The sequence below is a fragment of the Kitasatospora sp. NPDC033851 genome (genome assembly GCF_055576085.1).
Genome location: NZ_JBVIRL010000030.1, coordinates 28,366 through 54,450, shown reverse-complemented (window position 1 = coordinate 54,450; position 26,085 = coordinate 28,366). Strand labels below are relative to the sequence as shown.

The following is a 26,085-nucleotide window of genomic DNA, read 5'->3' as shown; positions in this document are numbered from 1 at the left end:
GTAGGTGATCAGTGAGGTGATCAGTGAGCGGTCCGGCCCCCTGGTGATCATGTCGCCAGGTTCATCAGGTACGTCACGACCCCAACAGGGCCATCCGGCCCGGGGTGAGGACGGCGTTGTCACCGGGTCCGCCGGGTCCGCCGCGTTCGTCGGGTCCTCCGCGCTCGTCGGCTTCATCGGCTTCATCTGCTCCGTCGAGCAGGAGCGCGGCGACTGCCTGCGGCGCCTCGCGCATCGGGTTGTGGCCGGTCGGCACGTCGTGGACGGTCCATCCCGGGTCGGCGAGCAGCCGGGTGCGCTGGTCGGCAAACGGTGTGCGGTCCTCCCATCCCGAGCAGTAGACGAACTCGCGGCGGGTGACCTCGGCGAGGGCGCCCGTGAGGTGGACCGTCTGCAGGAAGGCGGCGAGCGGGTGCGGGCGGCGGCGCGGGTCGCCGTCCGGCCGCCACGGGGGTTGGACGGCGTAGCCGGTGGTGGCGGCGCCGGCGACGAACGACTGCCGGTAGCCCTCGTTCATGATGGACCAGCACGACTCGCCGTCGCGCGGCACGCAGGCGTCCAGGTACACCAGGCGGGAGACCCGGCCGCCGGCGCGGTCGGCGGCGGCGGTGATCACCATCCCGCCGTAGCTGTGACCGACGAGCGTCACGTCGCCGAGGTGGGCGCGCTCCAGCAGGCGCAGCACGTCCTCGGCGTGGGTGTCGAGGTTGGCGGCGGCGATCGTGGCGGGGTCGTCGTGGGGGCGCAGGCCGGTCAGGGTCAGGGTGTGGACGGTGTGGCCGGCCCGCTCCAGCAGCGGGACCACCGCCTCGAACGCCCAGGAGCCGTGCCAACCGCCGGGTACGAGAACGAACGTCGCCATGGGACTTCCCCTTTTCGTGCTCGGCCGTGGCACCGGGGGCCACGGCTCATGACGGAAAGTCTCGTCGGCGCGCACCGTGGCGTGCCACCGATAGGTTGCCAACCGATGCCCGTTCGCCGCCAAGCCCGCCCCGGACACCGGCACCTCACCGCGACGCTAGAGGCGTTCGTTCAGGAAGTCGTCGACGAGGGCGATGAAGCGCTCGGGCTCCTCGGCCCAGGGCCGGTGGCCGGAGCGATTCGCCGGATCGTGGGCGAATGGAACGACCGGACGGGAAATGCCGCTCCGGGTACACCCGTCGAGTGCGCACGTCGGCGCGTGCACCCGGAGCGGGGTCACCCGAGAGTCAGAGACCGACCTGGATCTCCGCGCGGTGCCGAATGTACTCGTCGGGGTGCGAGCGGGCGATCGCGACCGCCGCCTCGACCAGGCCGTGCAGTTCCGCCGGGTAGGCGCGCGGCACGAGCGGGAGGCCGGGGAGGATGCAGCGGCGGACGTCCAGGTCCTCGTTGGCGACGAACTCCCGCAGCGCGGTCTCGTACCAGGCGTCCCGGACGCTCGCACCCTCGTCGGCGGCGGCGCCGTTGCGCCCGTCCCCGATCGACAGGGCCGTCCAGTACCAGGCCCGCGCGGCGCCCGCCCGCTCCGGGCCGGTGCCGGTGCGCAGGTAGCCGAGCAGGGCGAGGCGGACCCGGCGCTGCCCGAAGGCGAGCAGGGCCGGCTCGACGAAGCGCCGGTTGAAGCTCGGGTTGGGGTCGTGGACCGCCGCCTCCAGCAGCGCCTCGAAGTACTCCTCGGGCAGCTCGGACCTTCCGGCGACCACCTTGTGGACCTCCCACCGGGCCGAACTCTGGTAGTCGGGACCGGGTGCGGCCTCGACCCCGAGCAGGCGGAGCAGTCGCGCGAGCCGAAGGTCGAACGCCTGAGATGCGTCCGCCGTACGCCCGGGCAACGGCTGGAGAATCCGCACCTCGCCGGCCGTGTCCTTGGTTTCCACGAACATCCTCCTCATTCTGAGTCACCGGCAGACTACTCGCTGATACACCAGTTCGGGGGTCGTTTTCGGCCAGGCCGGGAACCTGATCCGCTTCTGCTGCGGAAATTTGACGGAGACTCAGCCCTCAGGCTGCTCGAATGACGCGAGTCGGCCGTGATCAGGACGGCCGGCCGGGCGGGACCAGGCCGGACTGGTAGGCGATCGCGACGAGTTGGGCGCGGTCGCGGGCGTCGAGCTTGGCCATCGCCCGGTGCACGTGGGTGCGGACGGTGAACGGGCTGACGAACATCCGCTCGGCGATCTCCTCGTTGGTGAGGCCGGTGGCGGCCATCGACATCACCTCGCGCTCGCGGGCGGTGAGGACGGCGAGCCGCTCGCTCGCCGGGCCGGCGGCGCCCGGGTCGGGCTGGGCCAGGAACTGGTCGATCACGGCCCGGGTGGCGGCGGGCGAGAGCAGGGCGTCGCCGGCTGCGACGGTACGGACGGCGGCGAGCAGTTCCTTCGGGTCAGCGCCCTTGCCGAGGAAGCCGCCGGCGCCCGCGCGCAGCGCCTGGGCCACGTACTCGTCGATCTCGAAGGTGGTGAGGATGAGCACCCGGGTGCCCGACAGTTCCTCGTCGCCGCAGATCGCGGCGGTGGCGCCGAGGCCGTCGGCGCCGGGCATCCGGATGTCCATCAGGACGATGTCGGGCCTGGTGGCCCGGGCGAGCTCGACGGCCTCGCGCCCGTCGGCGGCCTCGCCGACCACCTCCATGTCCTCCTCCGCGTCGATCAGCATGCGGAAGGCGCCGCGCAGCAGGGCCTGGTCGTCGGCGAGGAGCACCCTGATGGTCATGCGTGGTCCCTGTCCTCTCGGACCGCGCGTGCCGGTCGGGCGGCGCGGTCCTGTCCTTCGGCGTCGTGCGTACGGGCGGCGCGGGCGGTTCGGGGGCTGCAGAGGGGCGCGGCGCCGCCTCCCCGAACGGCGTGATCCTGTCCACCGGCCCCCGGCGAGCCGACCCCGCGGGCACCGGCCCCTGGTGAGCCGGCCCCGTGTGCACCGGCCGGGTGCGGACCGGCCGCACCGGCATGGGCCGGGCCGTCGTCGAGGGCGCCGGTGCGCAGGGGCAGTTCGGCGGTGACCAGGAAGCCCCCGTCGGGCCGTCGGTCGGCGCTGAGCCGACCGCCCACCGCGCCGGCCCGCTCGCGCATGCCGATCAGGCCGAAGCCGCTCTCGCCCGGGGCGGGCTGGGGCAGCAGTGCGGCGCGGGGGCTCCCGGTCGCGGCCGGACGGCCGTTGGCGACGCTGACCGTCACCCGGCTCTCGCTGTAGGCGAGGGTGACCTCGGCGTCGGCGCCGTGGGCGTGCTTGGCGACGTTGGTCAGCGACTCCTGGACGATCCGGAAGGCGGTGAGGTCGACGCCGGGCGACAGCGGCCGGGCGTCACCGCGGACGGTGAGGCGGACCGGCAGCCCGGCCCGCTCGAAGGAGCCGAGCAGCTCGGGCAGCCGGTCCAGGCCCGGGGTGGGTTCGAGCGGGGCGGGCTCCTCGGCGCGGCGCAGCAGGCCGACGGTGGCGCGCAGCTCCTGCAGGGCCGAGCCGGTGGCGTCGGTGATGTGGCTGAGCACCTCGCGGGCCTGCACCGGGTGGTTGTCCATGAGGTGGACGGCGATGCCGGCCTGGGCGTTGGCCAAGGCGATGTGGTGGGCGACCACGTCGTGCAGGTCGCGGGCGATCCGGATCCGCTCGTCGGCGACCCGGCGGCGGGCCTCCTCCTCGCGGGTGCGTTCGGCGCGTTCGGCGCGTTCCTCGATGGCCGCGAGGTGGGCGCGGCGGTTGCGGATGGAGTCGCCGAGGGCGCCGGGCAGCAGGGCCCAGGCCAGGACGCTGATCCGCTCGCCGATCGGGCCGCCGGGGCCGAGCAGCAGGGAGATCCCGGTGAGCAGGACGGCGGTGGCGATCGAGGCGCGCAGGGCGGTGGCGCGGTCGGTGCGGACGGCGAGGAAGTAGAGCGCGAGCAGGAGGGGGGTGGCCAGCATGGGGGTGAGCCGGGGGCTCGTCCCGGCGAGCACCATCGTGCAGAGCAGTGTGACGGCGACGACCGCGCGCGGGAAGCGGCGGTGGGCGAACACGGCGACGGCGGAGACCAGGGCGATCACGCCGGTGGCCGGGTCGGGCATGGTGACGGGCCCGTTGGTCTGGTCGACGGTGGCGCCGAGCGCGGTGACCGTGATCAGGGCGGCTCCGCCGACCGCGTCGAGCAGCCGCGGGTGGTCGCGACGCAGGCGCTGCCAGGTGTCGGTCATGGTCGTGCTCTCCGGGTCGGGGGCCCTGGCCGCAGCCTCGCCGGGCTCGCCAGTTCGTGCCGCGCCGCGTCCGGGTGAGGGCGGCGGGCCGGACCGGGGACCTCCGCGCGGGCGGCGGCCCCCGACAGCAACGGTAACGGTAGGGGCTCGAACCAGTGTCGAGCCGGACGGGGCAAGCAGTGCCGAGCGAGGCGAGCTGTGCCGGCCGGCGCCAGCGGTGCCGACCGGGTCCGGACGGGTCCGGGCGTGTTCCGCCCGGCCCCGTCCTGCCTGCCTGCCTGCCTGCTTGCCTGCTTGCCTGCTTGCCTGCTTGCCTAGACGGTGACCGACTCCGGGGCCGGGGCCGGTTCGGCGGCGGGCGGCTGCAGCTTGCTGCCCTCGACGTCCACGTCCGGTATCAGCCGGTCGAGCCGACGCGGCAGCCACCAGGCACGGCGGCCGAGCAGGGCGAGGACGGCCGGGACGATGGCCATCCGGACCACGAAGGCGTCGAAGGCGACGGCCGCGGCGAGCCCCAGGCCCATCATCTTGATCATCGGCTCGCTCATCCCGATGAAGCCCGAGAAGACGGCGATCATGATGAAGGCGGCGGCGGTGACCACCCGGGCGTTGTGCCGGAAGCCGGTGACGATCGCCTCGCCGGGCTCCTCGCCGTGGACGTAGCCCTCCCGGATCCGGGTGACCAGGAACACCTCGTAGTCCATGGCGAGGCCGAAGACCACGCCGATCATGAAGATCGGCATCATGCTCATCACCGGGCCGGTCTGCTCCACGCCGATCAGGTCGGCCAGCCAGCCCCACTGGAAGACCGCGACCACGGCGCCGAGGGCGGCGGCCACCGAGAGCAGGAAGCCGAGCGCCGCCTTCAGCGGGACGAGCACGGAGCGGAAGACCACCAGCAGCAGGAGGACGGCGAGGCCGACCACCACGGCGAGGTAGGGCACCAGTGCGTCCGTGAGCTTCTGCGAGACGTCGATGTTCATCGCCGTCGTACCGCTGACCAGGACCGTCGCGCCGGTGGCCGACTTCAGGGCGGCCGCGTCGCCGCGGATGGCGTGCACGATGGCCTTGGTCTCGGCCTCGCTCGGGCCGGTCGCCGGTATCGCGTTGAGCAGGGCCGTGTCGCCGGCCTGGTTGAACATCGGCGGTGTCACGGTGACGACGCCCGGCAGGCCGGAGACCTTCTGGGAGACCTCGTTCGCCGCGGCCTTCGGGTCGGCGACGCCCTTGGCGTCCACCAGGACGGTCAGCGGGCCGTTGAAGCCCGGGCCGAAGCCCTCGGAGAGCAGGTCGTAGGCGCGGCGCTGGGTGGTGGAGGTGGGCTTGGCCTCGTCGCCCGGCAGGCCGAGCCGTAGGTCGAGCGCGGGGGCCGCGAGCACGCCGAGTCCGATCACGCCGCCGAGCAGCACCGCGAGCGGGCGGCGCAGCACGAACCGGGCCCAGCGGGCGCCGCCGTTCTCCTTGGTCGCCTCCCGGGCGGCGTCGCCGCGGGCCTTGCGGACCTTGCGCGGCAGCACCTTGCGGCCGAGGAAGCCGAGCAGCGCCGGGACCAGGGTGAGCGCGACCAGCACGGCGATGACGACCGTCCCGGCGGCGGCCATGCCCATCTTGGCGAGGATCGGGATGCCGACCACGGACAGCCCGGCGAGGGCGATCACCACGGTGAGGCCGGCGAACACCACGGCGGACCCGGCGGTGCCGACGGCCCGGCCGGCCGCCTCCTGGGGGGTCCGGCCCTCGGTGAGTTCGGCCCGGTAGCGGGAGACGATGAACACCGCGTAGTCGATGCCGACCGCGAGGCCGAGCATCATGGCGAGCGTGCCGGTGGTGCTGGACAGGCCGAGGGTGCTGCCGAGCGCGGTGATCAGCGCCATGCCGAGGCCGACGCCGACGACCGCCGTGAGCAGCGGCAGGCCGGCCGCGACCAGCGAGCCGAAGGTGATCACCAGCACGACGGCGGACAGTGCCATGCCGATCGTCTCGCTGCTGCCGCCCGCGCCGGGTTTGGCCGTCAGCGCGTTGCCGCCGATCTCGACCTTGAGCCCGGCGTCCCGGCCGTGCTGGGCGGCCTGCTCCAGGGCGTGGGTGGCGCCCTGGGACAGCTCGCCCGCCTTGACGGAGTAGTTCACGGTCGCGTACGCGGTGCTGCCGTCCTTGGAGACGGCGCCCGCCTTGAAGGGGCTGACCGCCCCGGTGACCTGCTCGGCGTGGGCGAGCTCGTCGACCGTCCGCTCCACCGCCTGCTGGTGGGGCGCGGCGGTGATCTTCTGCCCGGAGGGCGCGACGAACACCAACCTGGCCGAGGCGCCGTCGGCGTGACCGCCGGGGAAGCGCTCGTTCATCAGGTCGAAGGCCTTCTGCGCTTCCGTGCCGGGCATCGCGAAGCCGTCGTCGGGTGCGGCGGGCGCCTTGGCCGCCAGGACTCCGCCGACCGCCAGCACGGCGACCCAGAGCAAGGTCACCAGCCGGCGCCGGACGAAGGCCCATCGGCCCAGGCGGTAGAGGAACGTGGCCACGGGAGAGCGGACTCCTTCGGATGCGGCGTCTCGGTACAGGGCGCGCCGCGGGCGGGCCGTACGCCCCTGAGGACGCGGTCCGCCGCAGCGTGACCAATCCTTGATCGCCGACCCCTGCTCCGTCGTCGTCCCTGCGCAGGCCGTTTGCGTACTGCGGACGCAGTACGGCCGTCCCCCGGACGGAGGAGCGCACGCCCTGCGTCGGGAGTAGCCCTCCTACCTGCGGAGGAAGCAGCCGGGTCACCCGTGCGGGGGGCGACGACAGGCCGTGACCCGGCCGGGCGAAGTAGCGTGATGTGCCTGACCCGACCGCTTTTGTGCGGTTCGGGAGGATCCGACCCGATCGGTGCTGCGTCGGCAGCCCGCCGCCGGAGGTGCCCCATGGGCGTGCCAGCCGCCCGCATCGTGTTCGACGAGAGCGACCGCGCGGCCGTCGCCGAGGCGGTGACCGAGATGCTCACCACCGGTGCCCTGACCCTCGGTCCCTGGACCGAGCGCTTCGAGCAGGGCTTCGCCGCCGAGCACGGCGCCTCCCACGCCGTCGCGGTGAGCAGTGGCACGGCGGCGCTGGAGATGATCCTGCGCACCGTCGATGTCCGGGGCCGCGACGTGGTCGTCCCCGCCGTCACCTTCTACGCGACCGCCGGCGCGGTGCTCCACGCGGGCGGGCGCCCGGTGTTCGCCGACGTCGACCCGGCCACCCTCGCGCTCTCCCCCGAAACCCTCGAGGAGGCCCTCACCCCGGACACCGCCGCCGTCGTGCTGGTGCACATCGGCGGGCTGGTCACCCCGCAGGTCGACGCCCTGCGGGCACTCTGCGACCAACGCGGCATCCCGCTGGTCGAGGACGCCGCGCACGCCCACGGCAGCAGCGTCAACGGGCGCGCCGCCGGGACCTTCGGGCTGGCCGGAGCCTTCTCCTTCTACCCGACCAAGGTCACCACCAGCGGTGAGGGCGGCATGATCCTCACCGAGTCGCCGGAGCTGCGCGACGAGGCCCGGATCTACCGTGACCAGGGCAAGGGCTCCTTCACCACCAACCACCACGTGCTGCTCGGCTACTCCTGGCGGATGAGCGAGCTCCACGCGGCGGTCGGCGCCGTGCACCTGCGCCGGCTCAAGGAGTTCATCGAGGCCCGCCGGGCCGTCGCCCGTCGCTACGACGCGGCGCTGGCCGGGCCGGACGGCCTGCAGCCGGTGCTCGAACCGCCCGGCTGCCGTGGCAACTACTACAAGTACGTGGCGCTGCTGCCGCCCGGCACGGACCGTGCGGCGTTCAAGCGGGCGGTCGCCGAGGAGCACGGCGTGCGGCTGTCCGGCGAGGTCTACGACCTGCCGCTGCACCTGCAGCCCGTGCTCGCCCCGTACCGGCGCGGGCCCCTGCCCGTGGCCGAGGACCTCTGCGCACGGCAGGTCTGCCTGCCGGTGCACTCCGACATGACGGAGGACGAGACGGAGCAGGTCATCGAAGCCGTCTCGGCGGTGTACCGGCGGTCGGCCGGTTAGCCGGCCGGCCGGAGCGAAGGGAGCAAGAACGTGCGGATAGCCGTCACCGGGGGCTGCGGATTCATCGGCTCACACGTCGTGGACCACCTGATCGCGGCCGGCCACGACGTCCTCGCGGTGGACACCACCGACCAGTACCTCAACCCCGACGCCGAACACGCGCGGATCGACGTCCTCGACCTGAAGGCCCTCACCTCCGCACTGGCGGGCAGCGAAGTGGTCTACCACCTCGCCGCGATGGCCGACGTCGAACAGGTCTCCGCCGACCCGGTCCGCGCCGTGCGGACCAACATCGACGGCACCGAGGCCGTCCTGGAAGCCGCGCGGCGCAGCGGCCTCAGCCGCACCGTGCTCGCGAGTACCGTCTGGGTCTACGGCGCCGCCCTCGGCGGCGAGCAACTCGGCGGCGAAGAAGAGGAATTGGACGAGCACGTCCCGATCGAGCTGGAGCACAGCGGCCACCTCTACGTGGCCACCAAGCTCGCCGCCGAAATGCTGGTGCACAGCTACCGCGAGCTGTACGGGCAGCACTTCACCATCCTGCGCTACGGCATCCCGTACGGACCCCGGATGCGCGACGAACTGGTCGTCGCACGGTTCGTCCAGGCCGCGCTGGCCGGGCGGCCGATCACCATCGCCGGCGACGGACGCCAGAGCCGCAACTTCGTCTACGTCGAGGACCTCGCCGACGCCCACGTCCGGGCCCTGTCCCCCGCCGCCGAGGACCAGACCTTCGCCCTCGAAGGCTCCACCGCCGTCTCCGTACGCGACATCGCCGACACCGTCGACGAACTGCTCGGACCCGTCAGCATCGAACACATCGGGGGCCGGAAAGCCGACTACACGGGCCGTCGGATCTCGTCCGCTCAAGCGAAGCGACTGCTCGGCTGGTCTCCGCGGACCAACTTCGCGGACGGCGTGCGACGGTACGCCGACTGGTACCGGGCCGCCACCGCCGCGTCCACCACCACCTGACCGGGACCACCCGATGCCGCACGCCCTGCTGATCTCCGGCTCGCTCGGCCAGGGCCACGACGTGATGGCCCAGGCCTGCGCCGACACCCTGCGGGACCGCGGCTGGACCACCGACACCGTCGACGCCATGGCCCTGCTCGGCGAACGCTCGGGCGCCGCCGGGGAGGCGGTCTTCCGCCACCTGCTCGGCCTCCCCGGGGTGTACGACGCCTTCCACTTCTCGGCGCTGCGGCCGGGCACCCGGATCGCCCGGCTCACCGACGCGGCGGCCCGCACCCGGCTCGTCCCGGCACTGCGGAAACTGGTCGAGACCCAGCGGCCGCAGCTCGTGGTCTCGGTGTTCGCCACCGCGACCTCGGCGGTCAACCGGCTGCAGGGGTGGGGACAGGGACGGGAGTTCCGGCACTTCGTGTTCTGCACCGACGTGACGCCGCACCGGCTCTGGGTACAGGAGGGGACGGACCTGTTCCTGGTCACCTCCGAGGTCGCCGCCTGCGCGGTGCGGCGGTACCGCCCGGACGCCGACATCGCCGTCGTGCCCGCGCCGCTGCGGCAGCCGTTCTACCACCCGCCGGGACGCGCCGAAGCACGGAACGAGCTGGGCGTACCGGCGGACGCCCCCTGCGTCCTGCTGATGTCCGGCTCCTGGGGGCTCGGCCCGCTCGCCCGCACCGCCGCCTCACTCGCCGCCACCGGGCCGCACGTGCTCGCGGTCGCCGGACGCAACCGCGCACTCCAGCACCGCCTCCGAGCCGCCGCCCACCGGCAGCCCCGGCTGCACCCGTTCGGCTACACCGACCGGATCCCCGCGCTGATGACCGCCGCCGACCTCGTCGTCACCAGCTCCGGCGACACCTGCAGCGAAGCCCGCGCACTCGGCCGACGGCTGCTGCTCCTCGACGTCGTCCAGGGCCACGGGCGCGACAACCTCCAGCACGAACTCGAACTCGGCCACGCCGACGTCACCTCCGCCCGCCCGGCCGACGTCGTCCGCAACGCCCTCGCGGCCCTGAAACGGCCCTCCCCCGCGCCCTCGCCCGGCGCCACCCCGACGGGATGGCAGGCAGGGTTCGCGGAGGCACTGCGGCGGGTGGGGCTGGGGTAGGTCACGCGCACCGTGCCGACACGGGCGCGAGCCCGGCTAGCGGGGCGGCACCGCGTGGTCGCGGAGCGGGCCGAGGGTGAGGTGGCGGGTGCGGCAGTGGCCGGCGATCAGGGGTAGGGCGGCGAGGGTGGCGCGCCAGGAGTCGGGGGCGGAGGTGCAGTCGGAGTCGTGGAGGAGGAGGGTCGCGCCGCCGGTCAGGCCGGGGCGGGCGGTCGCGTAGACGGAGGCGCCGGTGGCCTCCGCCGTCCAGTCGCGGCCCCAGGCGGTCCACAGCACGCTGCGCAGGCCCAGGCGGCGGGCGGCCAGGGCCGGGCCGGCGGTCAGGACGCCGTACGGCGGGCGGTACCAGAGCGGGCGGGCGCCGCAGAGGTCGGTCACCGCCTCGCTGGCGCGGCGCAGTTCGCGCAGGTCGCGGGCGGGGGCCGGGTACCACTGCTGCCGGTGGTGCCAGCCGTGGACGGCGACCTCGTGGCCGCGCCGCACCAGCTCGCGGCCGAGCGCGGGGGCCCGTTCCAGCATCGCGCCCAGCAGGAAGAAGGTGGCACGGACGCCGAGTTCGTCCAGCGCGTCGAGGATGTACGGAGTGCTACGCGGGTCGGGGCCGTCGTCGAAGGTCAGGGCGATGTGGCCGGGGGCGGTGCCGTGGCCGGCCGTGCGGCGGGCCAGGGTGCGGCGCAGCGGCGGGAGGCGGACGGCGGCCGGGGCGAGGTGCAGCAACTCCACCCCGGCCACGGCGGCCCCGGTGAAGACGGCCTTCGTGATGACCGCCTCGGTGCTGACGGCCCCGGTGCTGACGGCCTCGGTGGCGACGCCCATCCGGCGCTCACCCGAAGCGGGAGGCCATCCGGCGGAACACGCCCGGCGCGACGCCGTGGATGCGGGCCGGGAAGCCGAGCCAGTGCGGCACGTACAGACGGTCGCGTTCGGTGCTGATGGTCGCGACCACGGTGTCCGCGACCCGCTCCGCCGAGACGGGGCGCGGCCGCTCCCGCTGGTACGGCGTGCCGCGCCGGTCGAAGAACGGGGTGTCCACCGCCCCCGGGAGTACCAGGCGCACCCCCACGCCCGTACCGCGCAGCTCGTACCAGAGGCTCTCCGCGAACATGGTCAGGCCGCCCTTGGTGGCCGAGTAGCCCGATTCGTCGCGCACGCCGACCTGGCCGGCCATCGAGCCGAGCAGCACGATCCGGCCGTGGCGGCGCTCCAGCATGCCGGGCAGGAGCAGGCGGACCAGGCGCAGCGGGGCGGCGAAGTTGACCTCGAACATCCGGTCCAGGGTGTCGAGGGGGGTGTCCGCGAACGGGCCGCGCCAGCCGAGGCCGGCGCTCGCGACCAGGGCGTCCACCCGGCCGGCCTCGGTCAGGGCGGCGTCGGCGAGGCGGCGCGGGCCGTCCGGCTTGCTCAGGTCCTCGGGCAGGGCCAGGCCGCCGGTGCGGTCGGCGACCTCGTCGAGGCGGGCCCGGTCGGTGCCGGAGAGCAGGGTGTGCCAGCCGGCCTCGGCCAACCGGATGGCGGTGGCGAGGCCGATCCCGGAGGAGGCGCCGGTGATCAGCGCGACGGGACGCTCGGTCGGTACCGACCGCCGAGATCCGGGGTGGGGTTCCGATCGGGGTTCCTCCGCCATCGCGCACCTGCCGCTCTGAGGCCGTGTCGCCGTCCGATTTGTCCGGCAAGTCACCTTCGCACGGCGGAGTCGTCCGGGCTACCGGGGCGGGACGGCCGGCTCCGCCTCGGCGCCCGGGTACGGCATCGACAGCTCGGCCGACCCGCCCTCGAGTTCACCGAAACGGGACAGCAGGAAAGTGCCGCCCACCGCCACCGCGAAGCCCGTCAGCGCGCACCACTCGAACCCGGGGCGCGCGGCGTCGCCGAGCGCCGCCACGCCGACCAGGGCCGGGCCGAAGGTCTCGGCCACCGTCCCGGCGGCGGTCGCGGCCGTCACCGTGCCGCGCTGCAGGGCCAGTGCGTACGCGAGATAGCCGCCGAGGCCGCCGACGGCCAAGGCGTAGGCGGCCGGGTCGGAGAGGACCGCGAGCGGGCCGGAGGCATCCAGGACGCGCACCGCGAGGCTGGTCACCCCGAAACCGACCCCGGCCAGCAGGCCCAACCCGGCGGCCGCCACGGTGCCGTCCCGGCGCACCAGCACGAGGGTGGCCAGCAGCATGACGGCGGTGGTGGCGAGCAGCGACCAGTGGAACGCCGCCGGGGCGTCGTTCCGGCCCTCCTTGCCCGAGCCGAGCGCCAGCAGGGTGAGGCCGACGACGACGACAACGATGCCCGCGACGTCCCCCCGGCGCAGGCGCGCTCCCAGCAGCCAGACGGCGGCCAGGGCGGTGACGGCCAGGCTGGCGTTGGTGACGGCCTGCACCAGGAAGAGCGGAAGGCTGCGCAGGGCCACGATGCTCAGCACGAAGCCGGCGATGTCCAGCACCGTCCCGACCAGGAACTGCCACGACCGCACCAGCGCGGCCAGCAGCCCCGCCCGCACCCGGTCGGCACGCGGGGCCGACCGCGCCCCGCGCGCCTGGAAGACCGCCCCGAAGCCGAAGCAGACGGTCGCGACCAGCGCGGTGGTGAGTCCCAGCAGCATGCGTCTCCCAGCCTCGCGGGACAGCATCGGTCCACCACCAGTCTGTCCCCGGGGCGGCGCGGGCGCACAGGTGAGTAAGGGGCGTCAGCGAGTGGCAGCGGGTGGACCGCGCACGGGCGGGACGGGCGGTGCTGCGGGTCGGGGCACGGGAGAGCAGCCGCGGCCGCCGAGGGCGAGGCCGGGCGGCGACGGCGCGCAGCGCGTGGTGCGGGCCGTCGCCCGGCCGGTGCGGGGGTGGCACGTCGGGTGCGGGGTTACCCGAGGACGGGGGCGAGCAGGGCGGCGGTCTTCGCGACGAGGGGTTCGTCCTTGGGGGCGGCGGCGTCCGCGGGCTTGGTGGTGAGGACGGCGAGGAGGACGGGGGCTCCGGTCGGGGTCCAGGCGATGCCGACGTCGTTGGTGGTGCCGTAGCTGCCGGTGCCGGTCTTGTCGGCGAGGGTCCAGTCCTGCGGCAGGCCCTCGCGGAAGCGGTGGGTGCTGGTGGTGTTGGCCCGCAGCCAGGCGGTGAGCCGGTCGCGCTTGGCCGGTGGGAGCGTGCGGCCGAGGGCGAGGCGGCCGTAGGTGCGGCCGATGGCGTGCGGGCTGGTGGTGTCGGTGATGCGATCGGGCTCGGCCGTGTTGAGTTCGGGCTCCCAGCGGTCCAGCCGGGTGACGCGGTCACCGATCGAGCGGCAGAAGCGGGTGACGGCCGTCGGTCCGCCGAGTTCGCGGAGCAGCAGGTTGCCGGCGGTGTTGTCGCTGTGGTCGAGGGCGGCCGCGCAGAGTTCGGCGACGGTCATGCCGTTCGCCAGGTTGCCGGGCTCGCCGGTGATCGGTGCGCCGCCGGCCCGGTCGACGTCGGCCTGGGTGTACCGGATCCGCCGGGCGAGGAACTCGCCGTCGCGGTCGAGGTCGCGCAGGACGGCGGCGACGGCGACGGTCTTGAAGACCGAGCAGATCGGGAACAGTTCGTCGGCGCGGTAGTGGACGGTCCGGCCGGTGGTCAGGTTCCGGGCGTAGACGCCGAGCCGGGCGGAGTGCTCCTGTTCGAGGGCGGCGAGCCGGCGGTGGAGATCGGAGCCGTCGGGCGTACCCGGGGCGGATGCGGCGTAGGCCGGTCCGCCGCTGGTGGACGCGGCGCGGGCCGGTCCGCCGGTCGCGGCCGTGACGGCGACGGCCGCCCCGAGGCCGAGGACCGCGCGGCGGCTGTGACGGCGGTGGCGGGCTTCCGAAGGCTGCGAGTACATGGTGCCCCTCTGGTCGAGTGTCGCGGCGCGAACCGCCTTCTCGATCACAGGACGCTACGGGGGCCCGGGTGGTTCGTCGACCATGGGTCAGGGCCGGAGGGCCACCGCCGCGTACGCCGAGGCCTCCGGGGCGGAGACCGGGGGTTCGTCCGCCGAGGGCCGCCACTGGGGGGTGGGGACGACGCCCGGGGCGAGGAGGGTCCAGCCGTCGAAGAAGCGGGCGACCTCGGCGCGGGTGCGGGCCTGGACGGCGGTGCCGCCGGACCCGTAGATGCGGACCAGGTTGGCGATGTCCTCGGGGGCGAAGTCGGGGGTGGTGTGGGTCACCACCAGGGCGCTGCCGGGGGCCAGGACGGATTTGAGGTGCTCGATGATCTCGTACGCACCGCGGGCGTCGGGGACGAAGTGGAGCAGGGCGTTGAGGGAGAGCGCGACGGGGCGGTCCAGGTCGATGGTGTCGCGCAGCCCGGGGGCGGCGAGCAGCCGGGTGACGTCGGTGACGTCGGCCTCGACGTAGGCGGTGCGGCCCTCGGGGGTGCCGGTGAGCAGGGCCTGGGCGTGCGAGAGGACGATCGGGTCGTTGTCGGCGTAGACGACGCGGGCGTCCGGCCGGACGCGTTGGGCGACCTCGTGGAGGTTGGGCGAGGTGGGGATTCCGGTGCCGATGTCGAGGAACTGGTCGAGGCCGGCCTCGGCGAGGGCGCGGGTCGAGCGGTGCATGAAGGAGCGGTTGGCGCGGGCGCCGGTGCGCAGCCAGGGCGCGACGGCGAGGGCGTGTCCGGCGGCCTCGCGGTCGGCGGCGAAGTTGGTGAAACCGCCCAGGAAGTAGTCGTACATCCGGGCCGAGTGCGGCACGTTCAGCCGCAGGTCCACCCCGTCGTAGAGACCCATCGTTTCCCCCTCGGTACCTCGATCGCAACCGACCGATTGCTGCCCACGGTATCCGGGGACCAATCCCTGCGGGGCCAATCCCGGCGGGACCGATTCAACCAGTCGCCAGATCCCATGAGATGACAATCTGTATTCACTTTGCAGCCTGGAGTAACAGGCCTGATGGAATGAGGATGGGCACGGACAGCCCGACCCTCGGGTGGCCGGGTGAGCAGCCGACGGCCACGGAAAGCAGGATCGATGACGATCGACAGGGGTGCCCCGGTGCGCGGGTACCGGGGCGGGGCGGCAGTGGACTGCGCCGGCGGGAACGGGCCGGAGCGAGGGGTCGGCGGGGACCTCGGCCTCAGCCTGGACCTCACCTACGCCGCGTTCTGCGAGACGCATGAACCCGCTTGGCACGCCCTCGCGTTGACCAGGATAGGCAGCCAGGCCGACGCCGCGCTGGTGGTCAAGGTGGTGAAGGCCGACCTGGCCCGCTGCTGGCCACAGGTGCTGCGGTTCGAGGAACCGGCCGCGTACGCCTGGCGGTTGGCCAACCGGCAGGTCTCGGACTGGGTCGCCGCCGAGGAGCCGGTGGAGGTGGAGGCGGTCACCTTCGCGGCGGTGATCAATGCGTTCAAACAGGTGGCCAACGGGCTGCTGCACAGCGAGGCGGACGAGGTGCGGCTGTACGCGGCGATCCTCGAACTGCCGGACCGACAAAGGGATGTGGTGATCCTGCGCTACCTGCTGGGTCTGCACGTGAAGGTGATCGCGGCGTACCTGGGAGGGCCCGTGGCGACGGTGCACTCCAACCTGCGGCATGCCCGAGAACGGCTGGCGCGCCGGCTCGGGGTGGGCGAACTCCCGGACCGTGGCGACGAACTGTGACGGGCCGACGGACGACCGCGTCGCCGGGCGGGGCGTGCACCACGGGCGGGGGGCGTGCGGTCCTCCGCGTGCCACGGCCCCAACGCGCCCACGCCGAGCGGATCGCCGAGGTCCGCCAGGCCCGGCTGACGGCCGCGCCGACCCACCTGCCGTCAGAGCACGAGCAGGCCGCCTTCGAGCTGGGCCTGGTGGTGGCCCTGCTCCTGGGCGCGCCGGACGCCTCGCGCGGACTCGACCTGCTGGTGAACGCGCGCCGGATCCAGCCGGAGGGGGCGGAGGTGTTCGGCGCACTGCTGTACGCCACCGGCAAGGAGGAGGGCGCCGAGTTCTGGTGGCGCTTCGCGGCGGGCTCGGGCAGCGGGACGGCCGCGTACTGCCTGCACCTGCACCACCTGATGCTCGGCGAGACCGACGACGCGGACTACTGGCGGGCCTGGTCGGACCAGCTGTCCACGGCCGAACGCCCACCCGGGCCAAGGCCGTTGCGGATGAGCCGACCGCTACTGCCGGAGGACGTACGGCGCGACATCCTGTCCCGGGTGCACCGGGGGCTGGCGCCGCAGCTGCCGCCCGCCCTGGTCGCGGTGATCGACCGGCTGCCACTGCAGGGCGACGACGACGCGGAGGAGGTCCCGAGCCCGTGGGGGCTCACCTCGGGGGCGACCTCCGCATGTTCGTGGGACCTCCCGCGGGGGCTCGGCGACGACGGCGAGGGTTCGCCGAGGCACTCGCCGGAGTGAACGACGCGGCACTCGCGAGAGTGAGCGCCGACGATTCGCGAGAGTGAGCGGCGAAGACTCGTGAGGATGAGCGGCCCGTGGCTGCCCGCGATCATCCCTTCAGGTGAGTGCGGACAACCGGGCGACGATCTCCGGGTCGCGTCCGCTTCCGGCGTGGACCTCCTCGCCGTCCGGCGTCACCCGCCGGATGACGTAGTGGTGCGGCGCCATCGCGGTGTCGCGGCCGGGCAGGGCGGCGACGACGGCCGCGAGCACCGCGAGCAGCGCCCGGGCGAAGCCCTCCGCCTCCTCCGCGTCGAGCACCTGGGGGCAGGCGACGAGGACGAAGTCCAGGCTGCCGGTGACCCGCAGGACGGCGAGCATCAGCCGGACCGGCAGCGGCGGGCTGGGCAGCGCGGTCAGCTCGGGGTCGCCGGACGGGGGCGGCTGGGCGTCGGCAACGGCAGCCGGGACGGCGAGGCTCAGGTCGTTGACGACCACTTGGCGGGCGAACCGGGAGCCGCGCCGGTGGGCGACGTCCTCGACCAGCTGCCAGACCTGCCCGGCGTCCAGGATGCTGTTCCAATAGGCTTTCAGCGAAGCCGACTTGGCTCGGCCGATCAGCTGGTCGAGGTCGGCCGCGTCGGTGTCCAGCAGGATCAGCGCGTCCTGCGCGAGGGTGCCGACGTGGTCGATCAGCTCGGCCTGGTGGCGGTTGGCGGAGAGCGCCGACAGCACCAGTTCCCCCCGCCGGCCGGCGCGGTGGGCGACCAGCGCGGCGAAGGCGGCGAGCAGGACGACGGACGGGGCCGGCGCCGACGCGGCGGCAGACGGCGGCGAGCTGGTCGGCCGCCGAGCACGAGCGCACCATCAGCGCGGTGTGGTCGCGGGGCGGGCCGGTGACCCGCGCGTCGGCGAAGACGGTCTGCGGGCCGCTGCCCAGGACCCGGGCCCAGTGCCGCAGGCCGGCGGCCGCCTTGCGACGACCGCGGGCGCTCTGCTCCGCGACCGCGAGTTGCAGCGGCGTCGGGGCGGTGACCGGGGGCAGCTCCTTCCCGGCGGCGAGGGCGTGCCAGTCCTGGATCAGTACGGCGGTGGCGGCGCCGTCGGCGCCCGCATGGCAGACCACGGCGACCAGACGGAGCAGCCGCTCGCCGCGGGCGACCAGGGTGAACCGGATCCGCGACGGCAGCGCGAGATCCAGCGGGACGGCGAGATCTCTCCGCCCCAACTCGGCTGCCAGGGCGTCCAGTCGACTGTCCTCACGACCGTCCGCCTCGACCACCGTCACAGCGAAGCGCCCGCTCGGGTGCACCACCTGGCGGTCCGGGAAGCCGTCCGGTCCGGGGCCGGCCGGGAAGGAGGTCCGCAGCGACTCGTGCCGCTCGACCAGCAGTCGCAGGGCCACCAGGCCGGCCGGGACCGAGGTGCCGGCGGGCACCGGCCAGACGGAGTCCTTGTTGATCTGCTCGGGGCTTCGCTCCGGATGCAGCGGATCATGTTGTCCTGGCCGCGGGTGAGCGGACCGGAGCCGCTGCCGGCGGCGGCGAACCGGACGGTGACCAGCCTGGCGGCCGGTCGCGTGTCGTGCGGGGGCAGCTCGGGCGTTGTCGCATCGTGCGGAGCCGCCTCGCGCGGCGTCGTCTCGTGCGGCGTCGTCTCGTGCGGCGTCGTCTCGTGCGCGGTCGCCTTGGATGGAGCCGCCTCGCGGGAAATCAGGTCGTGCGGAGTCACGTCGTACGCGCCTTTCGGCTCGCCGGGAGGGGCTCAGCGGGGGGTGTGATCGGGACGCTACCAGCGGGGCCGCCGACTGGTCCAGACCAAAGTAGGCCGGATCCGACGAGGCATCAATCAGGCCGCCATACAAGCAAGTTGGCATGTAACGGCGGTTCGCCGAGCGCGGCCACGGCAGCCCGATGCCCCCGTTGACCGGACACGTAAACCCGGCCGCGGGCATCGCCGCCGAACTGACCGCGCGCGGCCACGAGGTCGCCTGGACCGGTACGGAGTCGGTGCTGCGGCCGCTGCTCGGCGGCGACGCCCGCGTGCTCGGCACCGGCACCCGGGCGTTCCGGGCACAGGGCGGGCACGGGCTGGCCGCGCTGCGCTCGCTCTGGGAGGGCTTCATCGTCCCGTACGCGCGGTTCACCGCGAAGCCGCTGGACGCGATCGTGCGGGAGTACCGGCCGGCCGTGCTGCTGGTCGACCAGCACACCCCGGCGGGCGCGCTGGTCGCGCACCGGCACGGCCTGCCGTGGGCGAGCTTCGCGCCCGGGGCGATGGAGCTGGGCCGGCCGTACCGCGCGTTGCCGCAGGTCGAGGCGTGGATGACGGGGCTGCTGCGCGGGTTGTGGGAGCGCGCCCGGCTGCCCGAGGCGGAGTACGTCGACCCGCGCTTCTCCCCCGCCCTGATGCCGGCCACCACCGGTCCGGCGCTGACCGGCTGCACTGCGCCGCCGCACTGCGCGACGGTCGGTCCGGTGCTCGCGGCGCGGCCGCACGCTCCGGGGTTCCCGTGGGAGCGGCTGCTGCCGGGCCGGCGGCGGGTACTCGTGACCATGGGGACGCTGGCCGGCGAGCTGGGCACGGACTTCCTCGCCCGGGCTGTGCGGGCGCTGGAGCTGTGCGGCGAGGACGTGCAGCCGGTGTTCGCGGCGCCGCGCGAGCTGCTGCCCGAACTCCCGGTGCGAGCGGTCGCGGTGGACCGCGCGCCGGTGCTGGAGCTGATGGCGCGCGGCGAGCTGGACGCGGTGCTGTGCCACGGCGGGATGAACACCGTCGGCGAGGCGCTCGCGCCCGGCCCGCCGCCCCGCGGACCCGGGCGGCGAGCCTGGCCGGCAGCACCACCGTGCTCAGGTACCCCTCGCCGCGGAACCCCTCGACCGTCCAGCACACCCACGGCAGCGGATAGTTGGCGGCCGGGCTGAAGAACACCGGGCGGCGCCCCTGGAAGCTCACCCGGTAGGCGCCGAAGCGGCTCCAGTTGGAGAAGCTGAACCGGCGCGCCCGCGGATCGAAGCCCAGCGGTACGCACTCGCGCAGCCGCGAACGGCCGAGCGCGGCCAGGACGCCCAGGTTGGACCGGAGGTTGAGGTGCGCGGTCGGGAACTCCTCTGCCGCCGTCCGCAGCGCCCGCGAGCGCCGCCGGGCCGTCCTCGGGCCGGTGCGGTACGTGGACCTCGCTCAGCAGGTTGCCGACCAGGGCGGGTGAGAGGCCGAGCGGGCGGCGCACGTTGACCGGGACGGTCAGCATCCGCTCGGCGTCGTCGCCGTCCAACTCCCGCAGGGTGCCGAGGAGATGGGCGCAGAGCACGTCGCCACAGGAGAGCCGGCGTCCGGTCGTCGCACCGAACTCCTCGCACATCCGCGCCACTTCGGCATCGGTGAAGGCGATCTGGACCGTCCGGTTGGCGCGCGGCCCGGCCGCCACCTCGCAGGCCAGCAGCTCCGCCTCCTCCGCCGAGGGCACCCGGAAGCCGGGGCGCCCGCAGTCCTCGGCGGGGAGCGTATCGTCCAGCAACTCGTCATGGTCGCCGATGAGTTCGGCCTCCGGGAGCGGCTCTCCCTCGACCGCCGCCGACCAGATCCGCAGCAGCAGCATGAAGCTGTGCAGGTCGCCGATCGCGTGGTGCCAGGAGCAGCCGAGCACCGTCCCGCCGTCGGCGGTGCGGGTGATCCGGACGGTGACCAGCGGGGCGCCGCCGGCGCGTGCGGCCGGGGCGTCCACCCGGTCGACCAGTTCGGAGCCGGCCGCCGTCACCCGGCCCATCGCCTCGGCGAGCGTGCCGTCCACGGTGTAGACGTCGAGCGGTACGCCGGAGTCGTCGCAGACCGCCTCCAGGACGCCGTCGACGGTGCGCGGCCGTCCGGCGAAAACCGGTACCCGTTCCAGGGCGCGGGCCAGCCCGGCGGCGAGCCGGTCGTCGTCCAGCGGCCGCTCGAAGCAGAGCACGAGCGAGACGGCGAGGTCGGCGAGCATGGTGTCCATCAGGCCGCAGCGCAGCACCCGCCCAGTGGCGGTCCCGGCTCGGACCGTCCGGGACCGGCGCAACTGGGGCCAGAGGCTCATGGGTTCCGTTCCGAAGCACTCGATGACGCTCGGCGACGCCCGACGCTCGGCGGCGCCCGACGCTCGGCGGCGCCCGACGCTCGGCGGCGCGCGCGGGCACGCCGAACGATAGTGCCGCCTCGGCACAGTGGTCCAGTCCAATCCCGCAATCCGGAAAGGCCCTTCGCGGCCTCCGGCGATAGAATTCGCAGCATGGGAGAGCGCCCCGGCGCAACCATCGCGCCACCCCTCGTCCTGGTCACCGACACCGACTCCCAGCTGATCGACCCGGCCCGGGCCTACCACGTCGGCCGCGACCCGACCAGCGAGATCGTGCTGGACGACCCCCGGGTCTCCTGGCACCACGCGATCCTGCGCGCCACCGACGGCCACTGGCTGCTGGAGGACGTCGGCAGCACCAACGGCACCTACGACCAGGGCCACCGGGTCAGCCGCGAGGACGTCGGCCCGGGCACCCGGCTGCGCTTCGGCGATCCGGCCGACGGCCCGTCCGCGACCTTCGCCGGCGTGCCCGCCCCCGGGCCGCACGAGCGCCCGTCCCTGGTCGCCCCGCAGAGCTCCGGCACCTTCCGCAGCCCGAGCGCCGTCCTCCAGCTGCCCGGGCACACGGTGCGGATCGGCCGCTCGGACGACAACGACCTGGTACTGGACGACCTGGTGGTCTCCCGGCACCACGCCGAGCTGCGCGAACTGCCCGACGGCGGCCACGAGATCGTCGACCTGGGCAGCCACAACGGCACCTACCTCAACGGCCGCCCGGTCCAGCGGGCCCCGGTCGGCCCGGCCGACATCGTCGGCATCGGCCACTCCGCGCTCTGTCTCTCCGACGGCCACCTGGTCGAGTACACCGACACCGGCGAGATCTCCCTGGACGTCCAGCAACTGGTGGTCCGGGTCGGCCGCGACCGGCGGGTGCTGCTGGACGGCGTCGGCTTCCCGCTCGCCCAGAAGGCCCTGCTCGCGGTGGCCGGCCCGAGCGGCGCGGGCAAGTCCACCCTGCTCAACGCGCTCACCGGGCTGCGCCCCGCCGACGAGGGCACGGTGCTGTACGACGGACGCGACCTGTACCGCGACTACGCCGAGCTGCGCAGCCGGATCGGCCTGGTGCCGCAGGACGACATCCTGCACACCCAGCTCACCGTCCGCCGCGCGCTGTCCTACGCGGCCGAGCTGCGCTTCCCCGGTGACACGGCCCCGCACGAGCGGGAGGCCCGGGTCCTGGAGGTGATCCACGAACTGGGCCTGGACAACCGGGCCGACCAGATGATCGCCAGCCTCTCCGGCGGCCAGCGCAAGCGGGTCAGCGTCGCCCTGGAGCTGCTCACCAAGCCGTCCCTGCTCTTCCTCGACGAGCCGACGTCCGGTCTGGACCCGGGCATGGAGCGCTCGGTGATGCACATGCTGCGCGGGCTGGCCGACGACGGCCGCACGGTGGTCGTGGTGACGCACAGTGTGCTCAGCCTGAACGTCTGCGACCGTCTGCTGGTGCTGGCCCCGGGCGGTCGGACGGCGTACTACGGGCCGCCCGGCGAGGCGCTCGGCTACTTCGGCTACGAGGAGTGGCCGGAGGCCTTCGAGGCCTTCGAGAACGAGGACCACGCCGCCTGGCAGACCCGCTTCCGCGCCTCCCCGGAGTACCGGCGGTACGTGGCGGCCGAGGCCGTCCCGTCGGTGCCCCTGCCCGCACTGACACCCGCACCGGAGCGGGCACCGGCGATCGGCCGGGAGAAGCCACAGGGCTGGTTCTCCCAGCTGGGCACCCTGGTGCGCCGGTACGCCGCCGTGCTGGCCGCCGACCGGCTGTTCCTCACCATCATGGTGGTGCTGCCGTTCGTCATCGGCCTGATGTGCCGGGCGATGGCCGGCTCCCGCCTCACCCCCGTCAACGCCGTCAACTGCCTGCTCACCCTCTGCATCGGCGGCCTGCTGACCGGCTCCGCCAACTCGGTGCGCGAACTGGTCAAGGAACGCGCGATCTACCAGCGGGAACGGGTGGTCGGGCTGTCCAGATCGGCCTACCTGGTCTCCAAGGTGGTGATCCTCGGTATCGTCACGGTCGGTCAGGCCGCGGTGCTCACCGTGGTCGGCCTGGCCGGAGTGGACCTCTCCTCGGCGGTGCCGACCGGCATCGTGATGCCCCAGCTCCCCGAACTGATCATCGCCGTCGCGCTGCTCGCGTTCTCCGCGATGATGCTCGGCCTGGTGGTCTCCGCGCTCGTGGACAAGGAGGAGGCCACCATGCCGCTGCTGGTGCTCCTCTCCGTCGTCCAGATCGTCTTCAGCGGCCTGATGCTCAAGCTCTACGGCGTCCCCGGGCTGGAGCAGTTCGCCTGGCTGATCCCGTCCCGCTGGGGCATGTCCGCGATGGCCCGCACGGTGGAACTGCACACGCTCTTCCCGAACGAGATCACCAAGGACCCGATGTTCCGCCACGAACGGCCCGGATGGGAGCTGAGCATGATCATGCTGCCGCTGCTCTCGGCCGCATACGGGCTGGTGGTGCTGGGCCTGCTGCGGCGCCACGAGCCCGCGATCATGCGCAAGTAGCACCCGGATCGCGCACGGCGCACGGCGATCGCCTAGGTAGCATCCGATCGCATGCGTAGCACCCCGAGCCCGCACGTCGCACACCCCGCTCAGGCAGGGAGCACCGTGATGGCGCGAGGGTCCCGGTGATCATGCGCCGGTCGCGACGCCGGGTCGGTCCGGGCCGTCGCCGGTAGAGTGGGAACAGCCCTGTGGTGCGAGTCGTGCCGCGCGCGGCGGGGGTCGCGCGGCGGAGGAAATGTAGCCGCCCATGGACGAGTTCGCGTTCCACCCCACCCACGTCGCCCCGCCGGGCGGGATGGCCTCCTGGACGGCCCCGGACCCGGCACGGCCCACCGCCCGGCTCGACCCGCTGCTCCCCGTGCAGCTGCTCGGCCACCAGGGCGACTGGGCCCAGGTCCTCTGCTCCAACGGCTGGACCACCTGGGTCGACGGCCGTCTGCTGGTCGCCCTCCCGCAGCCGCCGCCCGCCGCCGGGGGACCGCCCGCCCGGACCGCCGACCCGCGCCCGGCGCTCGCCGAGGCCGAGACCGCGCTGGCCCGCTACCGCGCCCTGCTCGAGGACCTCGCGGCGGGCACGCTCGACCTGGAGGCCTTCCGGGAGCACACGCGCGGCCTGCGGGTGGGTCTGGTGGTGGACGGCGAGGCGCTCTGGGTGTTCGATCCGGTGCACGACCGCTGGTGCTACTGCGACGGGCTGCAGCTCCAGACGTACGCGGCCACCGACCGGCCCCCGCCGCACTCGACGCCGAAGCCCGCCTCGACACCGACGCCGACCCCGAAGCCGACGCCCACACCCGGGGCCTCGCCGTCGCCCGCGCACAGCCCGTACGCCCCGACCCAGGCCGGCGAGCCGTGACCTCGGCCGGACAGCCGTCCGCCCCCAGCCTGCCCGCCGGCCTGGTCGGGCGGAAGGTCGCGGGCTACCGGCTGGAGAGCGAGATCGGGCGCGGCGGCATGGCCGTGGTCTACCGGGCCAAGGACCTGCGGCTCGGCCGGACCGTCGCGGTCAAGCTGCTGGCCCCCGAACTGGCCCGCAACGAGGTGTTCCGGCAGCGCTTCATGCACGAGTCCGAGGCCGCCGCCGCGATCGACCACCCGCACATCATCCCGGTGTTCGAGGCGGGCGAGCAGGACGGCATCCTGTTCATCGCGATGCGCTACGTCGAGGGCGGCGACCTGCGGGCCCTGCTCAACCGCAGCGGCCCCTTCCCGGTCGAGCGGACCACCCGGCTGGCCCTGCAGATCGCCTCCGCGCTGGACGCCGCGCACGACCGCGACCTGGTGCACCGGGACGTCAAGCCGGGCAACGTGCTGGTCGCCGCCGGAACGGACAGCGAGCACCCCGAGCACCTGTACCTGGCGGACTTCGGGCTCACCAAGAAGTCCCTCTCGCTCAGCGGGCTGACCAGCGTCGGCCAGATCGTCGGCACGCTCGACTACGCGGCGCCCGAACAGATCTCCGGAAGGCCGCTGGACGGGCGCTGCGACCAATACAGCCTCGGCTGCGTGGTCTTCGAGATGCTCGCGGGCGCCCCGCCGTTCCGCCGGGAGAGCGACCTCGCGCTGCTCTGGGCCCACCTCAACGACCCGCCGCCCGCGCTGGACGAGCACCGGCCCGACCTGCCCGCCGCCCTGGCGGCGGTGGTCGCCCGGTCGCTCGCCAAGACGCCCGAGGAGCGGTACGCGAGCTGCCTGCAGTTCGTCGCCGAGCTGCGCGCGGCGACCACCGCCGCCGGCGCTCCCGCCCCGGGCCGGTGGGGCGGGGCGGGGCCGCCCACCCAGGTCGTCCCGGCGGTCTCCGCGGGCGGGCCCCACGCGGTGCCGGAGCCGCCCGTCTGGGCCGCGCCGGTCGTCCACCCGCCGTCCGCACCCCTGTCACCGTCCGCGCCGCTGTCACCGTCCGCGCCAGGAGGGAGCCGCCCGCCATGAACGCCGTGAGCCAGGTCTTCGCCATGATCGCCGCCGCGATCCACCTCGTCGTGTGGCCACTGGAGAGCTTCCTGTACGGACACCCCCGGGTGCGCTACCTGCTCACCGGCAACACGGCGGACGCCCCGGAGGTCCGGCTCTGGCGCTTCAACGTGGGCTTCTACAACCTGTTCCTGGCACTCGGCCTGGTCACGGGCCTGGTCCTGCTGCACACCGGGCACAGCAGCTCGGGCCGGCCGGTGATCCTCTACATCGCCGCGTTCATGGTCGCGGGCGGCATCACCCTCGCCGTCTCGGAGCCCAGGCTGTGGCGCGGCGCGCTCGGCCAGGCGGTCCCGGCGGCGGTGATTCTTCTCGCCGAAGCCTTTTGACCGACAGTCATCTGTTCGACCGCCCCCGACGGGAATACAATCCGCCTACCCCGCGACGGTCGCGGCGGCGTCCAGGGGGTGGCAGGGTGGCGCGGTCCTCGATCGGTGACCGGTACGTCGTGAGCATCGGCTGCAGAGCGGGCGTGGAACACGGGCTCACCACGACGACGGTCAAGTGGAGCATCTCCCACCTGCCGCCCGGCGGCTCGCCCCGGCCGGCGAGCGGCGACCAGGAGATCGCCCTCATCTGCCCGCGCTGCACCCTGGCGTTCGCGGTCCGGGTGGAGAGCGCCACCCGGGCGCGGGCCAAGCAGCTGCTGCACCGGAGCCTGGGCTGGCTGCTGCTGCTCTCGCTCCTGGTCACCGTCCCGATGCTGATCCACCTGGGCGGCCAGACCGTCGAGGAGGGCGACCAGCAAAGCACCGACAACATCGGCATGCTCGTCGCCCTGGCCGCCGTGGGCGTGATCGTCGGCCCGTCGCTGCTGGTCAGCGCGAAGATGCACAGCGGCGTCAAGAAGCTCCGGCTCGTCCGGGACGACGGCACCAAGACCGCCCTGGTCCAGGGCCACCGGCTGTTCTGAGCTTCCGAGCCCCCGGCCGCGCCGCCCGTCACCCCG

At 74.0% G+C, this 26,085-nt stretch carries 22 protein-coding genes and 2 pseudogenes; 11 read left to right on the top strand and 13 right to left on the bottom strand.

Going from position 1 to position 26,085, the window contains the following annotated elements; genetic code table 11:
- Positions 1-73: 73 nt before the first annotated feature.
- The 5 genes from ACZ51D_RS36595 to ACZ51D_RS36575 form a co-directional block, all read right to left on the bottom strand.
- Positions 74-862: an alpha/beta fold hydrolase gene (locus ACZ51D_RS36595; protein ID WP_465618215.1), complete on the bottom strand. Its 789-nt coding sequence runs from the start codon at positions 860-862 to the stop codon at positions 74-76.
- A gap of 346 nt (positions 863-1,208) precedes the next feature.
- Positions 1,209-1,865, bottom strand: a complete 657-nt coding sequence (locus ACZ51D_RS36590; protein WP_465618213.1) for a hypothetical protein — start codon at positions 1,863-1,865, stop codon at positions 1,209-1,211.
- A gap of 151 nt (positions 1,866-2,016) precedes the next feature.
- Complete coding sequence (locus ACZ51D_RS36585; protein WP_465618211.1) at positions 2,017-2,694, bottom strand: response regulator transcription factor; 678 nt, start codon at positions 2,692-2,694, stop codon at positions 2,017-2,019.
- Positions 2,691-4,145: a sensor histidine kinase gene (locus tag ACZ51D_RS36580; protein ID WP_465618209.1), complete on the bottom strand. Its 1,455-nt coding sequence runs from the start codon at positions 4,143-4,145 to the stop codon at positions 2,691-2,693. The genes ACZ51D_RS36585 and ACZ51D_RS36580 overlap by 4 nt, the downstream gene beginning before the upstream one ends.
- A 314-nt stretch (positions 4,146-4,459) precedes the next feature.
- Complete coding sequence (locus ACZ51D_RS36575; RefSeq protein ID WP_465618207.1) at positions 4,460-6,661, bottom strand: MMPL family transporter; 2,202 nt, start codon at positions 6,659-6,661, stop codon at positions 4,460-4,462.
- A 381-nt stretch (positions 6,662-7,042) separates the two neighbouring features.
- Between ACZ51D_RS36575 and ACZ51D_RS36570 the strand changes: the two genes are divergently transcribed.
- The 3 genes from ACZ51D_RS36570 to ACZ51D_RS36560 are packed head-to-tail and all read left to right on the top strand — an operon-like array spanning position 7,043 to position 10,247.
- Positions 7,043-8,167, top strand: a complete 1,125-nt coding sequence (locus tag ACZ51D_RS36570) for a DegT/DnrJ/EryC1/StrS family aminotransferase (protein ID WP_465618205.1) — start codon at positions 7,043-7,045, stop codon at positions 8,165-8,167.
- A 30-nt stretch (positions 8,168-8,197) separates the two neighbouring features.
- Positions 8,198-9,142, top strand: a complete 945-nt coding sequence (locus ACZ51D_RS36565; protein ID WP_465618203.1) for an NAD-dependent epimerase/dehydratase family protein — start codon at positions 8,198-8,200, stop codon at positions 9,140-9,142.
- A 13-nt stretch (positions 9,143-9,155) separates the two neighbouring features.
- Positions 9,156-10,247 carry a glycosyltransferase family protein gene (locus tag ACZ51D_RS36560; protein WP_465618201.1) on the top strand — a complete coding sequence of 364 codons (1,092 nt, stop codon included), beginning with the start codon at positions 9,156-9,158 and terminating at the stop codon, positions 10,245-10,247.
- A gap of 36 nt (positions 10,248-10,283) precedes the next feature.
- Here the strand turns inward: ACZ51D_RS36560 and ACZ51D_RS36555 are convergent, their stop codons facing one another.
- From ACZ51D_RS36555 to ACZ51D_RS36535, 5 genes are all read right to left on the bottom strand, one after another.
- Positions 10,284-11,063 carry a polysaccharide deacetylase family protein gene (locus ACZ51D_RS36555; RefSeq protein WP_465618199.1) on the bottom strand — a complete coding sequence of 260 codons (780 nt, stop codon included), beginning with the start codon at positions 11,061-11,063 and terminating at the stop codon, positions 10,284-10,286.
- A gap of 7 nt (positions 11,064-11,070) precedes the next feature.
- A complete protein-coding gene (locus ACZ51D_RS36550) occupies positions 11,071-11,871 on the bottom strand; it encodes an SDR family NAD(P)-dependent oxidoreductase (protein ID WP_360504543.1) in 801 nt (266 codons plus the stop codon).
- 78 nt (positions 11,872-11,949) lie between these two features.
- Positions 11,950-12,837: a DMT family transporter gene (locus tag ACZ51D_RS36545; protein WP_465618197.1), complete on the bottom strand. Its 888-nt coding sequence runs from the start codon at positions 12,835-12,837 to the stop codon at positions 11,950-11,952.
- 254 nt (positions 12,838-13,091) lie between these two features.
- The gene (gene bla / locus ACZ51D_RS36540; protein WP_465618195.1) at positions 13,092-14,063 is read right to left on the bottom strand and encodes a class A beta-lactamase; all 972 of its coding nucleotides are present in this window, start codon (positions 14,061-14,063) and stop codon (positions 13,092-13,094) included.
- An 87-nt stretch (positions 14,064-14,150) separates the two neighbouring features.
- The gene (locus ACZ51D_RS36535; protein WP_360504549.1) at positions 14,151-14,954 is read right to left on the bottom strand and encodes an SAM-dependent methyltransferase; all 804 of its coding nucleotides are present in this window, start codon (positions 14,952-14,954) and stop codon (positions 14,151-14,153) included.
- A 240-nt stretch (positions 14,955-15,194) separates the two neighbouring features.
- Between ACZ51D_RS36535 and ACZ51D_RS36530 the strand changes: the two genes are divergently transcribed.
- Together ACZ51D_RS36530 and ACZ51D_RS36525 are read left to right on the top strand one after the other, a co-directional pair.
- Positions 15,195-15,827: an RNA polymerase sigma factor gene (locus ACZ51D_RS36530; RefSeq protein WP_360504551.1), complete on the top strand. Its 633-nt coding sequence runs from the start codon at positions 15,195-15,197 to the stop codon at positions 15,825-15,827.
- A gap of 68 nt (positions 15,828-15,895) precedes the next feature.
- Positions 15,896-16,567, top strand: a complete 672-nt coding sequence (locus tag ACZ51D_RS36525; protein WP_465618192.1) for a hypothetical protein — start codon at positions 15,896-15,898, stop codon at positions 16,565-16,567.
- A gap of 99 nt (positions 16,568-16,666) precedes the next feature.
- Here the strand turns inward: ACZ51D_RS36525 and ACZ51D_RS36520 are convergent, their stop codons facing one another.
- Positions 16,667-17,284 (bottom strand): hypothetical protein, encoded by a 618-nt coding sequence (locus tag ACZ51D_RS36520; protein ID WP_465618190.1) that lies wholly within the window; start codon positions 17,282-17,284, stop codon positions 16,667-16,669.
- 193 nt (positions 17,285-17,477) lie between these two features.
- Positions 17,478-17,939, bottom strand: a pseudogene (locus ACZ51D_RS36515) (condensation domain-containing protein); the annotation flags it as partial.
- A 523-nt stretch (positions 17,940-18,462) separates the two neighbouring features.
- Here ACZ51D_RS36515 and ACZ51D_RS36510 point away from each other — a divergent pair.
- Positions 18,463-19,473 (top strand): glycosyltransferase, encoded by a 1,011-nt coding sequence (locus ACZ51D_RS36510; protein WP_465618188.1) that lies wholly within the window; start codon positions 18,463-18,465, stop codon positions 19,471-19,473.
- Positions 19,474-20,141: 668 nt separating this feature from the next.
- Here ACZ51D_RS36510 and ACZ51D_RS36505 read toward each other — a convergent pair.
- A pseudogene (locus tag ACZ51D_RS36505) lies at positions 20,142-20,525 on the bottom strand (acyltransferase); the annotation flags it as partial.
- 282 nt (positions 20,526-20,807) lie between these two features.
- Here ACZ51D_RS36505 and ACZ51D_RS36500 point away from each other — a divergent pair.
- The 5 genes from ACZ51D_RS36500 to ACZ51D_RS36480 all read left to right on the top strand — a co-directional run bounded on the left by ACZ51D_RS36500 (position 20,808) and on the right by ACZ51D_RS36480 (position 26,049).
- Positions 20,808-23,162: an FHA domain-containing protein gene (locus ACZ51D_RS36500; protein ID WP_465618186.1), complete on the top strand. Its 2,355-nt coding sequence runs from the start codon at positions 20,808-20,810 to the stop codon at positions 23,160-23,162.
- Positions 23,163-23,412: 250 nt separating this feature from the next.
- Positions 23,413-24,021, top strand: a complete 609-nt coding sequence (locus tag ACZ51D_RS36495) for a hypothetical protein (protein ID WP_465618184.1) — start codon at positions 23,413-23,415, stop codon at positions 24,019-24,021.
- Entirely contained in the window at positions 24,018-25,094 is a 1,077-nt protein-coding gene (locus tag ACZ51D_RS36490) for a protein kinase domain-containing protein (RefSeq protein WP_465664694.1), read from the top strand. Before ACZ51D_RS36495 ends, ACZ51D_RS36490 begins: the two co-directional genes overlap by 4 nt.
- A complete protein-coding gene (locus ACZ51D_RS36485; RefSeq protein WP_360504574.1) occupies positions 25,091-25,465 on the top strand; it encodes a DUF1304 domain-containing protein in 375 nt (124 codons plus the stop codon). The genes ACZ51D_RS36490 and ACZ51D_RS36485 overlap by 4 nt, the downstream gene beginning before the upstream one ends.
- A 143-nt stretch (positions 25,466-25,608) precedes the next feature.
- Entirely contained in the window at positions 25,609-26,049 is a 441-nt protein-coding gene (locus tag ACZ51D_RS36480) for a hypothetical protein (protein WP_465618180.1), read from the top strand.
- The last annotated feature ends 36 nt before the right edge of the window (positions 26,050-26,085 follow it).

What these genes read in the sequence shown, in the direction of transcription:
- ACZ51D_RS36595 (WP_465618215.1), bottom strand. Translation starts at nt 862, where the DNA reads ATGGCGACGTTCGTTCTCGTACCCGGCGGTTGGCACGGCTCCTGGGCG.
- ACZ51D_RS36590 (WP_465618213.1), bottom strand. Translation starts at nt 1,865, where the DNA reads ATGTTCGTGGAAACCAAGGACACGGCCGGCGAGGTGCGGATTCTCCAG.
- ACZ51D_RS36585 (WP_465618211.1), bottom strand. Translation starts at nt 2,694, where the DNA reads ATGACCATCAGGGTGCTCCTCGCCGACGACCAGGCCCTGCTGCGCGGC.
- ACZ51D_RS36580 (WP_465618209.1), bottom strand. Translation starts at nt 4,145, where the DNA reads ATGACCGACACCTGGCAGCGCCTGCGTCGCGACCACCCGCGGCTGCTC.
- ACZ51D_RS36570 (WP_465618205.1), top strand. Translation starts at nt 7,043, where the DNA reads ATGGGCGTGCCAGCCGCCCGCATCGTGTTCGACGAGAGCGACCGCGCG.
- ACZ51D_RS36560 (WP_465618201.1), top strand. Translation starts at nt 9,156, where the DNA reads ATGCCGCACGCCCTGCTGATCTCCGGCTCGCTCGGCCAGGGCCACGAC.
- ACZ51D_RS36555 (WP_465618199.1), bottom strand. Translation starts at nt 11,063, where the DNA reads ATGGGCGTCGCCACCGAGGCCGTCAGCACCGGGGCCGTCAGCACCGAG.
- ACZ51D_RS36550 (WP_360504543.1), bottom strand. Translation starts at nt 11,871, where the DNA reads ATGGCGGAGGAACCCCGATCGGAACCCCACCCCGGATCTCGGCGGTCG.
- ACZ51D_RS36545 (WP_465618197.1), bottom strand. Translation starts at nt 12,837, where the DNA reads ATGCTGCTGGGACTCACCACCGCGCTGGTCGCGACCGTCTGCTTCGGC.
- bla (WP_465618195.1), bottom strand. Translation starts at nt 14,063, where the DNA reads ATGTACTCGCAGCCTTCGGAAGCCCGCCACCGCCGTCACAGCCGCCGC.
- ACZ51D_RS36535 (WP_360504549.1), bottom strand. Translation starts at nt 14,954, where the DNA reads ATGGGTCTCTACGACGGGGTGGACCTGCGGCTGAACGTGCCGCACTCG.
- ACZ51D_RS36530 (WP_360504551.1), top strand. Translation starts at nt 15,195, where the DNA reads ATGACGATCGACAGGGGTGCCCCGGTGCGCGGGTACCGGGGCGGGGCG.
- ACZ51D_RS36510 (WP_465618188.1), top strand. Translation starts at nt 18,463, where the DNA reads ATGCCCCCGTTGACCGGACACGTAAACCCGGCCGCGGGCATCGCCGCC.
- ACZ51D_RS36500 (WP_465618186.1), top strand. Translation starts at nt 20,808, where the DNA reads ATGGGAGAGCGCCCCGGCGCAACCATCGCGCCACCCCTCGTCCTGGTC.
- ACZ51D_RS36495 (WP_465618184.1), top strand. Translation starts at nt 23,413, where the DNA reads ATGGACGAGTTCGCGTTCCACCCCACCCACGTCGCCCCGCCGGGCGGG.
- ACZ51D_RS36485 (WP_360504574.1), top strand. Translation starts at nt 25,091, where the DNA reads ATGAACGCCGTGAGCCAGGTCTTCGCCATGATCGCCGCCGCGATCCAC.